The sequence below is a fragment of the Nitrospira sp. genome, from assembly GCA_016715825.1.
In the GTDB taxonomy this organism is placed as follows: domain Bacteria; phylum Nitrospirota; class Nitrospiria; order Nitrospirales; family Nitrospiraceae; genus Nitrospira_D.
This window is the reverse complement of sequence record JADJXO010000003.1, coordinates 59383-71772: the sequence shown is the minus strand read 5'-3', so window position 1 is coordinate 71772 and position 12390 is coordinate 59383. Positions and strand designations below refer to the sequence as shown.

The 12390-nt window shown below is 55.6% G+C and carries 11 protein-coding genes; 5 read left to right on the top strand and 6 right to left on the bottom strand.

The features are described 5' to 3' along the window. The first annotated feature begins 47 nt into the window (after positions 1-47). The gene (locus IPM58_09960) at positions 48-611 is read left to right on the top strand and encodes a hypothetical protein (GenBank protein ID MBK9307388.1); all 564 of its coding nucleotides are present in this window, start codon (positions 48-50) and stop codon (positions 609-611) included. A gap of 58 nt (positions 612-669) precedes the next feature. Here IPM58_09960 and IPM58_09955 read toward each other — a convergent pair whose 3' ends face one another. After that, positions 670-1506: a transposase gene (locus tag IPM58_09955; GenBank protein ID MBK9307387.1), complete on the bottom strand. Its 837-nt coding sequence runs from the start codon at positions 1504-1506 to the stop codon at positions 670-672. Positions 1507-1929: 423 nt separating this feature from the next. Beyond that, positions 1930-3537, bottom strand: coding sequence for an RHS repeat-associated core domain-containing protein (locus IPM58_09950; protein ID MBK9307386.1), 1608 nt, complete (start codon positions 3535-3537; stop codon positions 1930-1932). Between the two features lie 500 nt (positions 3538-4037). Between IPM58_09950 and IPM58_09945 the strand changes: the two genes are divergently transcribed. The 4 genes from IPM58_09945 to IPM58_09930 all read left to right on the top strand — a co-directional run bounded on the left by IPM58_09945 (position 4038) and on the right by IPM58_09930 (position 6932). Continuing rightward, a complete protein-coding gene (locus IPM58_09945; protein ID MBK9307385.1) occupies positions 4038-4778 on the top strand; it encodes a glycosyltransferase family 2 protein in 741 nt (246 codons plus the stop codon). 36 nt (positions 4779-4814) lie between these two features. Next, a complete protein-coding gene (locus tag IPM58_09940; GenBank protein MBK9307384.1) occupies positions 4815-5105 on the top strand; it encodes a lipid-A-disaccharide synthase N-terminal domain-containing protein in 291 nt (96 codons plus the stop codon). 64 nt (positions 5106-5169) lie between these two features. Continuing rightward, a complete protein-coding gene (locus IPM58_09935; protein ID MBK9307383.1) occupies positions 5170-6249 on the top strand; it encodes a glycosyltransferase family 39 protein in 1080 nt (359 codons plus the stop codon). A 41-nt stretch (positions 6250-6290) separates the two neighbouring features. After that, positions 6291-6932 carry a hypothetical protein gene (locus IPM58_09930; GenBank protein MBK9307382.1) on the top strand — a complete coding sequence of 214 codons (642 nt, stop codon included), beginning with the start codon at positions 6291-6293 and terminating at the stop codon, positions 6930-6932. A gap of 162 nt (positions 6933-7094) precedes the next feature. On the opposite strand, the gene IPM58_09925 is transcribed toward IPM58_09930, so the two are convergent. From IPM58_09925 to IPM58_09910, 4 genes are read right to left on the bottom strand one after another with little or no spacing between them, the layout of a single operon-like run. Continuing rightward, the gene (locus tag IPM58_09925) at positions 7095-8231 is read right to left on the bottom strand and encodes a phosphatase PAP2 family protein (protein ID MBK9307381.1); all 1137 of its coding nucleotides are present in this window, start codon (positions 8229-8231) and stop codon (positions 7095-7097) included. 26 nt (positions 8232-8257) lie between these two features. After that, positions 8258-9337, bottom strand: coding sequence for a PD40 domain-containing protein (locus IPM58_09920; GenBank protein MBK9307380.1), 1080 nt, complete (start codon positions 9335-9337; stop codon positions 8258-8260). A 31-nt stretch (positions 9338-9368) separates the two neighbouring features. Continuing rightward, positions 9369-11579: a hypothetical protein gene (locus tag IPM58_09915; protein MBK9307379.1), complete on the bottom strand. Its 2211-nt coding sequence runs from the start codon at positions 11577-11579 to the stop codon at positions 9369-9371. A 10-nt stretch (positions 11580-11589) separates the two neighbouring features. Next, the gene (locus IPM58_09910; GenBank protein MBK9307378.1) at positions 11590-12375 is read right to left on the bottom strand and encodes a response regulator; all 786 of its coding nucleotides are present in this window, start codon (positions 12373-12375) and stop codon (positions 11590-11592) included. Between the last annotated feature and the right edge of the window lie 15 nt (positions 12376-12390).

Sequence of the window (12390 nt, the reverse complement as noted above, 5' to 3'; positions counted from 1 at the left end):
CCCTCGGTTGATTGACAGCGTCGTTTCAAGAGGTGTAGCAGACAGGCATGATGATCCGAATATCTCTGTGTACCTGCATGCTCCTCTCAGCCTGGCTCTCATGTATTCAAGTCGGCATAGCGGAACAGCCACCCATCACCGAACACGTCCCCATGTCTGAGTTCCAAAACCGGTCCGACGAGGTCCCAGCCTATGATTTCGATGCCCCTCCGCAAGGCATGTTCCGTTCAATCGTCATGGCTGAGGGATTTGACGAACAAATGGGGCGGTATCAGTCCCACGAGATCGTCCCGCTCAAACCGACTGATGAATTTTTCGCCGATGCCCAAGCCATTTATGTTGTGTTCTCGTTGCATCAACACTACCAGGCATTTACCATCTTCGGACGATGCAGACCAGAAGGAATTCATGGGCTCGATCCAGCCACCATCGTCGCGGAAGACGCGATGCACATCGCCCTGGAGGATGAGAGCGGCTATTTAAGATTGTCTTCCCCTCCACGCGGCTGGAAGCCCGGACGGTATACGGTGGAGATTCATGCCGGTGAGCAAGTCAACGAAATGAGCCTCATGGGGACCATGCGTTTCACCGTCGTGGCCTCGAACTGGTAGCCTCACCACAGCGTCTGTGTTTGACCACCCCCAAAGGAAATACCGTCAGGTCTTTTGTTCATACTCTTCGCTGCTCCGCCTGCTTGAGACGCCGGCTGATCGTCACGGCATGCACCCCCAACTGGTCCGCAATCTCTCGCAGCCGATACCCATACTGCCGATAGGCCATCGCAATCTGCCGGACCTTGTCTCCTCGCCGCTGAAAGAGCGCACTGAGCGACGGTCGAGCAGCCTGGGTCTGTCGACGGGGAATGTCTCGAATCACCCGATCCGGCTGATGATCTGCGATGAAAGCCTCAGAACCCAGGTAGATCTGCCCTTTGAGTTTGTCCCAGGGCCGCGGCCCTTCGCGGCCGTCCTCGACAAACGCCCGGTAGCGGACCTGTGCCTCTCGCTGCCGCAGGCCAAACTGCCCAAGAATCCAGTCCGTCGTGAGCCAGGTCGGCGCGGGCCGCGCGCCGACCGTGCCCCGATAACTACTCCAGGTCCAACGCTGTGGATGGGTGACGACCTTGGCCCTAACTGGGTTGAGCACGACGTAACGACAGAGTTCGAGGAGATGCGCTTCCTTTTCTACCAAGATGGCGGTAAACCGCCCTTGAAAGAGATGTCCTACTCGTTGGTGTCGACGGTTAACCGCCTGCGTGTAGGTACCATTGAGCTGCCGCATGCCCTGCGAGAGATTCGGCTTTGGCGTTTCGATCAGGAGATGATAGTGGTTATCCATCAAGCAGTAGGCATGGCATCGCCACCCAAACCGATCGATCACATGGGCTAGCCGATCCAGGAACACAGTACGATCCCGATCATCCGCGACAATGTTCTGTCGAGCATTGCCGCGACTCGTGACATGGTAGACGGCACCGGGATATTCGAGACGCAACGGACGAGCCATGACCGCAGAGCATATCAGAACACTTGTTTGATTGTAAGACCTGACCCTATTTACCTGTCGAGCGTGGTCGTGCCCGGCTGTAAGTCAGGTTCGTGAGCTCTGAAGCGCAGACAACAATCTGGTAAATGCCCCCTTCGCTAAGGAACCAGGACATGGGCACACACAATCACCGTGGCAGCAAAAAGACTAATAGCAATGAACATTGAATAGATTAGCCGCCCTCGCGATTGAATCTTCTTGAATTCACTCTCGAACGTTGACGTCGATTCCCACCAATAGCGAGTCGATTCCGCTTCCTTTCGTGCCGCTTCATCTAGTCTCGTTAGAAACCAAATCCATACGCCAGCAAAAACAACGAACCCCCCGGCAGCCCAGAGAGAAAATCTCTCCGCAACCCTACTTAGATAGTCCACAACACCCCTATCAAGGTCCAATAGCCCCAATGACTGTAGAGACCGCAAACCCCGTCAATGCACCGAGGACTGGGCCACCCGGGACCAAGTTGCCGATAGCTCCTCCTGCCGCACCACTAAAGGCACCGATCGCAATATTCAGTGTATTCCCTCCCCCTGCCGCAGCCGTCAGGCCTCCGGAAATACCACCTGTCACAGCACCTACTCCTGCCTTAATTGCAATTCCAATAGGTGTGGGTGGAAAGGGAATCCCCGACGCAATCAAGGTTCCAAACGCACACCCAAGACCTCCCCCAGTAAGAGCTCCAAACACTTTATTTTTCTTCGCACCTATTCCGCCTCCCACTCCTCCGAGCCCACACCCAAGGAGTGTGCCTTGCCCCAGTGTGAGCAACCCCATCGGGTCTCTGAGGAGAACGGGATTATTGCCCACATAGCCATAGAGATTCACATCCCCACCGAGGAACCCGATGGGATCTTCGGCGATGAACCGCTGGAACTGTGGCTGGTAATAGCGTGCCCGATAATAGTAGAGCCCCGTCCCATCATCTTCCCGCCCGGTGTATTTATAGCTATTCGTGCTCGCGGCGCCCGTCTGCGTCGTGACGCCAAATGGTTCATAGGTGTACTGGGTCTGGAGCACGCCGCTGCTGTCGGCCAACGCGACAGTCGAGCCGAGGGCGTCGGGCAAGAGGGCCCGAACTCCCACGCTATCCGTTCGCGTGAAGAATTCGTTGATCCCTAGGCCAGTGAGCAGGTTTGCCGTCACTGTCCCGCCATTCTTTTCTTGGACGGGATTGAGCACGTCGTAGAGAAAATTCGTCGTCGTGCCGTTGATCGTCTTGCCGGTTCGTCGGCCGAAGGAGTCATAGGTCAAGCTCGCAGTGAGACCCGTTCTGCTAATGCCCGTCAGCTGGTTCCTGGCATTCCAGGTATAGGTGGTGGTGACGCCAGCCTCGGTACTGGTTGCCAGATTGCCATTCAAGTCATAGGTCTCAGTAGTAGTCCCAAAGGCGGTCTGTTGATTGTTCGCATTGTAGGTGGCGGACGTGAGTGCGGGAGGCAGATTGGTGCGCGCGAAGGTGCCTCCCGTCTTGATTCGATTGCCCGCCGCTTCATAGGTGTAGGTGAGATCACCGAGCGTCGTGGTGCCCTGCTTGTACGTGACGCTCGTCAATTCTGAGGCCGCATTATAGGCATAGGTGAGACTGTTCGTATTGGGCAACGTGAGACTGGTGCGCCGTCCAGCGATATCATACCCGATTCCGACAGTATCGGTGCCTTGCTGCACTTGCGTGAGGCGGTTAGCGTTGTCATAGGTGTAGGTCACTTGTGTTTGGCCTGCGACCGTCATGCTGGTACGGCGCGAAGCGGTATCATACGTATAATCTACCTGTCCCTGTGGCGTGACTTCTTGGGTGAGTCGGTCGAGCCCATCATAGGTACGGGTGATCGTGGCCGTGACGACATTGCTGGCGTCTTTCTCTTGCACCTGCGTGATCCGATTCCCGGCATCATAGGTGTAGTTGGTACTCGTCCCATCCTGGAACGTGGCCTTGGTGCGCCGATTTAGGGCATCATAGGTGTAGGTCGTGACCTGGCTCTTCCGGTCCGTCACCGTAGCAACATTGCCATTGTTGTCGTAGGTGTAGGTCTCGGTGTTGAGCAGCGGATCTTGCAGGTCGTGGTCCGATTCATATTGTGGTGCGTGTCCTGAGTTCGCCTCCGTAGAGGCTGGAGTCTACGCGATTCCTCCCCCGGTGCAATCCCCGAAGATGGCCCTAGCTGGGGGGGAGGGGCTGTTCAGCCCTAGATTGACGACGGCGAAGACTCCATGTTCATCGCCCTGGAGGATGAGAGCGGCTATTTAAGATTGTCTTCCCCTCCACGCATCTGGAAGCCCGGACGGTATATGGTGGAGATTCATGCCGGCGAGTAAATCAATGAGATGAGTCTCATGGGCACGATGCGTTTCACCGTCGTGGCGGCCAAGCCCTAGCCTGCCCATCACCCATCTGAATATTTTTACCCTCGCTCGTTTGACCAACCCTCGACCTTCGGATAGAATGCTGCTCTTATCAACAGGCGCTCCGACTAGTGCTGGAGCTTTAGCGTAAGATGACCCTGCCTTCCAGCCCTTGGGCCTCTGTAATCATCCCCATCAAGGATGAACGCGACAATTTATCTCCGCTCATCGCCAGTTTATTGAAGGTCATGGACTCTCATGAGGCGTCTCAGTCGCGCCCGTATGAGATCATCTTTGTGGATGACGGGAGCAGCGACGGCAGCAGTGACGCGCTGGACCGATTGGCCGCTGAACATACCTGTGTCCGCGTCTTCCACTTTGACCGTAACTACGGTAAGACCTGTGCGCTTGAAGCCGGCTTTCATCAATCAAACGGTGACATCATTGTCCAGATCGACGGCGACCTTCAGCAAGATACCGAAGATATTTTGAAGCTGATTCCCTTGACCAACGCGTACGACCTGGTGTGCGGATGGAGACAGCACCGGCAGGACGGCTTTGTGAAGATGATCTCTTCTCGAATTGCGAACCGTGTGCGAAATGTGTTCACCCATGACGGCGTCCATGATACGGGGTGCCCGCTCAAGGTCTTTCGTCGCCCCGTGCTGGAGCGCATCCGGCTCTTTGAGGGGATGCATCGATTCTTTCCGGCACTCGCATTAATGTATGGATTCACGGTAACCGAAGTGCCCGTCCGGCATTATCCCCGCATTCATGGCGTCTCCAAGTACGGGATGGGAAACCGCTTGTTCACATCGCTGTACGATCTGATCGCCGTGCGTTGGATGCAGCAACGCGTGCTCCTGTATAAATTCCGAGGACCCGCGGCGTGAGTCGACCGTGCGTGATAGCAACCTCTCCCACACTTCATGAGTACTGAAACACTCTGGATCGGTATCGGATTCCTCGGTCAGGGGCTCTTCTTCGGCCGTTGGGTGGTTCAATGGATCGCCTCCGAGCGGACGGCGGAGAGCCGCGTCCCCGTCTCCTTTTGGTACATGAGTCTCATCGGCGGACTGATCACGCTCTCCTATGCGATCTACCGAATGGACCCGGTCTTTATTGCAGGACAGTCTATCGGATCGGTGGTGTATCTCCGCAATCTGGCTCTCATTCACCGTGCGAATCACACGAAGAGCGCGCCAGGGCCACAAGCATGAGTGATCCAGCCACGTCCTCTCGCTTGGCCTCTCCCCTTCCTCACGGGTAACCTGATACCGACTCATGGACCGCCTCACACCTCAGCCCGTCCACCTTCTGCTTTTGTTGCTCTTATCTGGTCTCCTCTTTTTTGTCGGTCTCGGCAGCATGGGTCTGACCGATCGCGATGAGGGTCGGAACGCCGAAGCAGGCCGCGAGATGTTCGCCTCCGGTGATCTCGTCACACCGACCTTCAACGGCGAACTTCGCGTGGCGAAACCGGTCTTCGTCTACTGGCTGATGACGGGGTCTTATCAGGTCTTTGGTGTCAACGAATTTGCCGCACGCGCTCCCTCCGCCATCTTCGGCGTGGCGTTGATTGTGATGCACTACTTGTTTCTCTCTCGCCTTCGAGGCCCGACCGTCGGCCTGATGGGCGCGCTCATGTTGCTGTTGAATGTTGAAATACTGGCGCTGGGGCGCATGGCCATCACCGATAGCGTGCTGATCTTTTTCACCACGATGTCGCTCTATAGTTTCTGGCTGGGGCTTCACGAACAGGGGGCAGGCCGACACTGGATCTGGGGCTTCTATGTCGGCATGGCCCTCGCAACCCTGACGAAGGGGCCTGTGGGATTTGCTGTCCCGCTGATCACCGCGCTGCTCTATCTCATCGCCACTCGGCAATGGCTGGTCTTTTGGCAAAGAGGCGCTCCCATCGTCGGCACCTTGCTGTTCATTCTCTTGGCGGGCCCCTGGTATACCGCGATGTTTCTGCTCCATGGGGATGCGTATACCTCCCAGGCCAAGGTCCACACAGTGGGGCGATTCCTCGCTCCGATGGAAGGGCATGGAGTGGGATGGTGGTTTTATTTTCCCGTTTTGCTTCTGGGCTTCTATCCCTGGAGCGCTTTTTTGCCCGCCGCGTTCTATCGAGCCTATGCCGCATGGCGGGAATCTCCTGGTCGGTTACACGAACGGAATGGTTCGCCTCGAACAAGCGAGCCGGCAGGATCCGGTCATGAATTGGATTGGTTTGCAGCCTTGTGGGTGATCGGGTCTTCATTTTTTTCAGCTTGTCATCCACCCGCCTCCCACACTATATCGGTCCGCTGTTTCCTGCCTGTGCGCTCCTCGCCACTTCCTATTGGGCCCTGGGTCTGAAAGATGCTTCGGCCAAAGGACTCCGCGGATCGATTCACTTCATGATGGGAATCGGGTATCTAGTCGCCATCGGGCTTGCAAGCGCCCCGTACCTCTTCCATAAATTTTCTGGGAAGATGGTCAAAGAGTTCCCCCTCGCCACCCAATTCGAACTAGGGATCGGCCCCTACCTGGGTGCGACCATCGTCGTGGCCGCCATGGGGTTCATCGGCTATTTTGGTCTCAACGATACAAAGCGCCACCTCACCTTTGGAGTAGCCGGCGCAGCGCTCGCAAGCGTCTTTCTGCTCGCCATCCTGGTCGTGGTCCCCAATCTCAATCGATACGCCATCGCACCGCCGCAGGAATTGGCCTATGCCGCAGGTCTGAATCTCAATCCCAACGACCAGTTGATCGCGTTTGGCACAACCAGACCATCGACTGCCTTCTATGCGAGACGGACGGTGCAGTTCATTCCATCCAATGAACTCGACCGACTGCGTACAGCCTTGAGTAAGGAGGGTCGCACGATGATTCTGCTGCCGGAGTCTTTACGGGAGGCTTTGCCGACGGAAGCGGCTGCATTTCAACCGATTCTCAAACGACATGGCTATGTCCTCTTGGCTAACGAACCGATGGTCGACCTGCCCCGGACTACGGGAGCTGTTCCCACGGCAACACCTCCCAAGATTCTCGGACACTAATCCGTGAACGTATTTCGTGAAGTGTGAAGCACATCGGCCCACGGTTCCAAGTTTTCTGTTTCAGGTTTCGCGTTTCAGGTTGTCCGGAAACTTGGAACATGAAACCTGGAACTCAGGATCGAGAGACGAGATACGAACGACGCTTGACGCGTGGCATATTGGTCACTGAAAGGGCAACACTCCTCGTGCACCAACGAGGATCAGCACGGCAAGAGCAACGCTCCCGAGCAAGACGCCTTCCTTCATGACAGACACACTCGACCATTCATCCACAATTATCTGCTCGTGCCCCAGCCTATCAAACCAAGACGCCATGCAGGTGAACCCTACTGCCACATGCACGAGTGGTGAGGTCGTCATCGCCGCAAGCCCATACGCAATCAGATAGAGGGAGGTCTTCGACGACCACGTTTCCCTTGGTCGATCCTGGGATAGCCAATAGGTCCGTCGTATCCAAAACCCAGCCATAACGGCTGATACCCCCACAGCCATGAACAACATGCCCGTAACGCTATCGTCCATCTTGTGGGACAATGTCCACAGCACGGCGAGGACCAGCGAGGCCCAAATCGCTGCATCGCGACATCCTTGCTGGACTGACGTACGCCACTCTTTGAGTGGAGCTGCAGCGATCGATCCGCTGAGAATGCCCACGACGGCCCCTCCCACCACATCTGTGGGGAAATGCGACCCGCGAAGGACGCGGCTCAGTGCCACGAATGCCGCGAATCCCATACACAGCGGGCCCCAGGTGGGGAATCGCTTGGCCAGTACGGTCGCAACCGCGAAACTGGCCGTACTGTGCCCCGACGGGAACGAATCCAGACCTGAGATCCAGGAGATGGCCATCTGCCAGTCTCCCGAGTGCAGAAACTTCGGGCGAGGCCTGCCGATGAGGTGTTTCAGAACGTTGGCCAATACAGCCGCAATTCCATGGGCGATGAGCGACTGAATCGCAGCGAGCTTGAGCATCGGCCTGTTGAACGCCCAGGCGGCGGCCAGGAGGAGGAGACTGACCGACGCGAGACGCCACCCTTGGCCGATCCAATCCCCGGCGTTACTCGTGAAAGCCATCCATGGGATGGTGAGCTGGTCCCAAGGGAGATGCACCGTCACCGATCGAACATACTTGGTAACCGGCAGATCAAATCGTTGTAATCCCAGAAAGCTGATGACCAGCGCTGCAATGGAACAGCCGAACACCGTGAGGGACACCATATTTTTCACAGATATGGGAGAGGACACGCGCCGGTTGGTCTGATTCGGATCAGAGACGTCTGAGTGCTCAGAGCTGGTCACCAATCACTCATGGCCGAATACGTCCGTCAGGGTATCCAGTCCGCCAAGAAGACGTTGAACTCGCCTGGTGCGTTGGTGTTTCGATCCGAGACCCAGACGAGACGTTTCCCGTCAGGCGAAAACATGGGGAAGCTATTGAAATGGCCTTCGGTGGTGATCCGTTCCGTACCTGCCCCGTCGTCTCCTACCAGGTATAAGTGGAAACTTGGGCGACCACCCTCTCCCCTCGTTTCCAGGTTCGAGGAGAAGATGATCCGTTTCCCGTCAGGATGAAAATAGGGTGAAAAATTCGAGGCGCCGGTTGAGGTGACCTGTTTCTTGCCTGACCCATCCGCATTGATCACGAAGAGTTCCAACTGGCCCGGCTCGACTAATCGCTGTGCCAACAGTTCTTTGTATTTTTCGATTTCTGCTGGGTCGGTTGGATGAGCCGCTCGATAGACCAGACGCGTACTGTCAGGGGAAAAGAACGCACCTCCATCGTACCCCAGGTCATCCGTCAGGCGCCGAACGTTCGTGCCGTCCAGATTCATCGTATACAAGTCCAGATCTCCGTCCTTGACCGACGTCCACACGATGGTTTTCCCGTTCGGCGAGACCGTCGCTTCTGCATCATAGCCCGGCGTAGCCGTCAACCTCTGGACTTGTTGTCCATCGATGCGTACCGAGTAAATGTCGTAATCGTCCAGGGCCCATCGGTAGGCCCCATCCCGTTTCGGTTTCGGGGGACAATTGGGTCCGGCCTGATGTGTAGAAGAATAGAGGACGCGCCGGTCGCCGGGAAAGAAATAACCGCAGGTTGTCGCCCCCACACCGGTACTGACCATGCGCGTCGTCATACTTTGCAGATCCATTACATACATTTGATAACACCCGCGTCCGGCGTCGGCTGGCTTCAACGGATTCGCTTTAGATACTTTCGACCAGTCATTGGTCGATTGAAAAATAAGTTTGGTTCCGTCAAAAGAGAAATACGCTTCCGCATTCTGGCGACCGAACGTTAGTTGCCGAATGTTGGCCAAGTGACGTTCGGTAGAACCAGCGGGAGAAACTTTTTCTTTTTGGCTGTCAGCCGTCTCTCCCAATTCTGGAGTGCTTATCAACACACAGCATCCTACCAGCCAGACTCCGACAATCTTACGACATGTCATCAATCCGTACCTCCATGGTGGCCTCTTGTCCAGGCCAGATCCCTCGCTTCTTGACGCCACCGTCTTGAAAAATAACATAGCTGTGCCACCCATAATAAAACAGGAGTCGTGCCACTTTCGCAACTGAGTCGGATGTCACGCCATACAAAACCGTCATGACGCTATCTGGAACATTCGCCCGATGGCAGGAAAACAACACCGCCATCGTTGGGCCCTCATACATCTGTCCATCAATCTGAAATCCGTTGTCCCTGAGTGCGGCGCGATCCCCACATGACTCTTGTACCAAAGATTGAACGGCATGGATCTGGTGCGCATCGGCCAGTATCAGAATCGAGCCATCCTGAGGAAGCGTCGCACCCTCGAGCGCCGACACTGTCGTGCGTTGCGAATCAGGCGAATCGTGATCCGCAAGGCGGGACACGACCTGCTCCAATGGAGAACCAGAGCTTGAAAATGCCCTCACCACCGCCTTGTGTGGATCGGTAACATAGCTGTTCAGGATTGGTGGCAGTTGATGCCTTGCCATTCGTCGAAACGTCATCAGCCCTGGGTCGAGCTCTACCCATAACGGTTTATTCGGCACGAGAAGTTCCGCGATGGTGACACGAGAAGGGGCCAAGTCCACCGATCGTACTTCCGTGGTGTCCTCCATCTCGATATGGATGGGAACTGCCATCCGATACGGCATTTCGTTCTGTTCAATCCGGAGGATCAGGTGCCACGCCTCTTGGTTTTCATTCCCGTCCACCTTCTTGGCACTGACATCTCCAATGGAGAGTACGGGAGCTCCAGGTTGCTCGACCCATTGTTTAAAAAGCCACCGTAAGTTTCTTCCACTTTCTTGCGAAAAGACTCGCTCGATCGATCCCCAATCTGCCGGCCGATGGCGATGGTGACTGACAAATGTCTTGAGACCCCGCCAAAACACCTCCTCTCCGACCTCTTGCCGAAGAAGGTGAAACACAAAGGCCGATTTCTGATAGCCGATCGCATTATCCTTCTCGTCGTGCTTTCTGAGAAACTGAGACACCGGGTAATCGTCTTCGGGCTTCACGTAGAGATTAAATCCTTGGAGCATCATCCGCCGTTGCTCCAGGGCTTGGCGATCATCTTGAACGAGTTCATGCCAGTAGTAATTCGCCAGATAGGTCGTCAGTCCTTCAACCCAGTTGGCATGGCCGTCTCGATTGAACACCGAGTTCCCGATCCATGAATGCACGATCTCGTGACCCAGGGCGTAGGGTTGTACATAGTGCCGCTTGATGCTGCCGCTGCCGAGGAGCGTGAAGGACGGCATGCCAAGACCACTCGCGAAAAAGTTCTCGACTACGGCAAATCTCTCAAACGGATATTCACCGAGTATTCGAATATACGCCTCGAGATATTCCGCGGTTGCATCGAGATACTCATCCGCCAAGGCGGCATTATCCGGCAAGAAATAGGTCTGCAGTTCGACGTGCTGCCCCGTTGACGCGCTCCATTCTCTTGATTTCACCACGAATTTATTGGCAACGAGAGTGAAGGCTTCAGACCTCTCTCCAACAGCCCATGTTGAAGAGACCATACCGGCGACTACGGTCTGCATGACTTTCCGTCCCGACCCAACTAGGGTCCACTCCTCTGGAATCGTAGCAGTCACCCGAAAGGTACTGAAGGAATCCGGGAGATCCGGGTACCATTGGCTTTCACCGCTTAGATACACACCCTCCGTGCCGATATGTCCTCCTGTTTCACTCGGGGTGACAAACCGCAAGTGACGGGGTTCTCTCGGGGGGTCGTTGATCAGCCCACGGTAGACCCAGACCAACGTCATCTTGCGGCCATGCTCCTCAGGAAGCAGAACGACGATCCGCCGTGTGGCGGAGTCTGGATTCTGCACGGTTGTAAAGGACGCGAGCCGGCTCGACCTGTCTTGCTCAATCCTGGTCGATGGCGTTTCCACTGTAATTGATTTAACTTCTAACGTCCCCGCAAGCGTGAAGGTGAGGGACTGAACCGGCTCATCAATCTCCAGTGTGATTCGATCCTCCGCTGTTATTTCGTGGCTCGCTGGGGTGAGCCCAACCGATAGTTCATGGTGGACGTGAATGCTATCGCCACTCGCGGGTAGAGCCCACGCATCCTGTAGGGGTACAAGGAAGATTAGGATCAGCGCAAAGAGGTACGATGCAAGCGTCTGTTTTCTGATAGGCATCAGAAAACTTTTAACACTCGCGGCACACGAGTACAAGCTGGATCACGGTCAAAAGGCGATCGAGGTCAATCGGTTTCAGGAGAATTTCTTGTGGTCCTAAGTTCCAGGCCTCTTCAAGCAATTCCTCGCTCTGGCTCCCCGACATGATGATGATCCCCCCGGGATATTCTTTCTCGCGCAGGGCGCGAAGCACATCGATCCCGGCCATTCCCGGCATGATCATGTCGAGCAAGATGGCATCTGGCGGTGTGTCACTTATGATTCGAAGGGCCTCTTGCCCATCATTCACCCCGAAGGCTCGATACCCTCGGAGACTCAGAAAGCGGACGAGGAGATCGCATACGAGAGGCTCGTCATCGACCACCAAGACCGATTCATCAATCTGCTGAATCGATGGCCCGATGCCTGATGAGGATGAGGTGATCGTGGATTGCATCGACACCTGCGTAATTCGGTTCACAGCCTCAACAAGAACATCGAGCGAGAGTCCTTTCCGGATAAAGTCGGTCGCTCGCAGGGCTCGTGCCTGATTCTCCTGAGCTTCAGTGGCTCCGCCTCCCAGGATTAGCACAGGCGCATGGGGGTCGATAGCTCGCATCTCCTTCAAGACTGTGAGTCCATCCATTTCCGGCATTCGCAAATCCAAGAGCGTCACGCGTGGACTGGAGGTGCGGAAGAGCCGAAGTCCTTCTCGCCCACTGGTCGCCGTGATGACATGGTACCCTTGTCTGGTAAACACATTCTGTAACAAATCACAATTCATTTGGTCATCGTCTACGATCAAGAGTTTGATCATTGCACCACACCCTCA

Excerpts from the sequence above, each read along its gene's own strand:
- IPM58_09960 (MBK9307388.1), top strand. The coding sequence starts at position 48 with ATGATGATCCGAATATCTCTGTGTACCTGCATGCTCCTCTCAGCCTGG.
- IPM58_09955 (MBK9307387.1), bottom strand. The coding sequence starts at position 1,506 with ATGGCTCGTCCGTTGCGTCTCGAATATCCCGGTGCCGTCTACCATGTC.
- IPM58_09945 (MBK9307385.1), top strand. The coding sequence starts at position 4,038 with ATGACCCTGCCTTCCAGCCCTTGGGCCTCTGTAATCATCCCCATCAAG.
- IPM58_09940 (MBK9307384.1), top strand. The coding sequence starts at position 4,815 with ATGAGTACTGAAACACTCTGGATCGGTATCGGATTCCTCGGTCAGGGG.
- IPM58_09935 (MBK9307383.1), top strand. The coding sequence starts at position 5,170 with ATGGACCGCCTCACACCTCAGCCCGTCCACCTTCTGCTTTTGTTGCTC.
- IPM58_09930 (MBK9307382.1), top strand. The coding sequence starts at position 6,291 with ATGATGGGAATCGGGTATCTAGTCGCCATCGGGCTTGCAAGCGCCCCG.
- IPM58_09915 (MBK9307379.1), bottom strand. The coding sequence starts at position 11,579 with ATGCCTATCAGAAAACAGACGCTTGCATCGTACCTCTTTGCGCTGATC.
- IPM58_09910 (MBK9307378.1), bottom strand. The coding sequence starts at position 12,375 with ATGATCAAACTCTTGATCGTAGACGATGACCAAATGAATTGTGATTTG.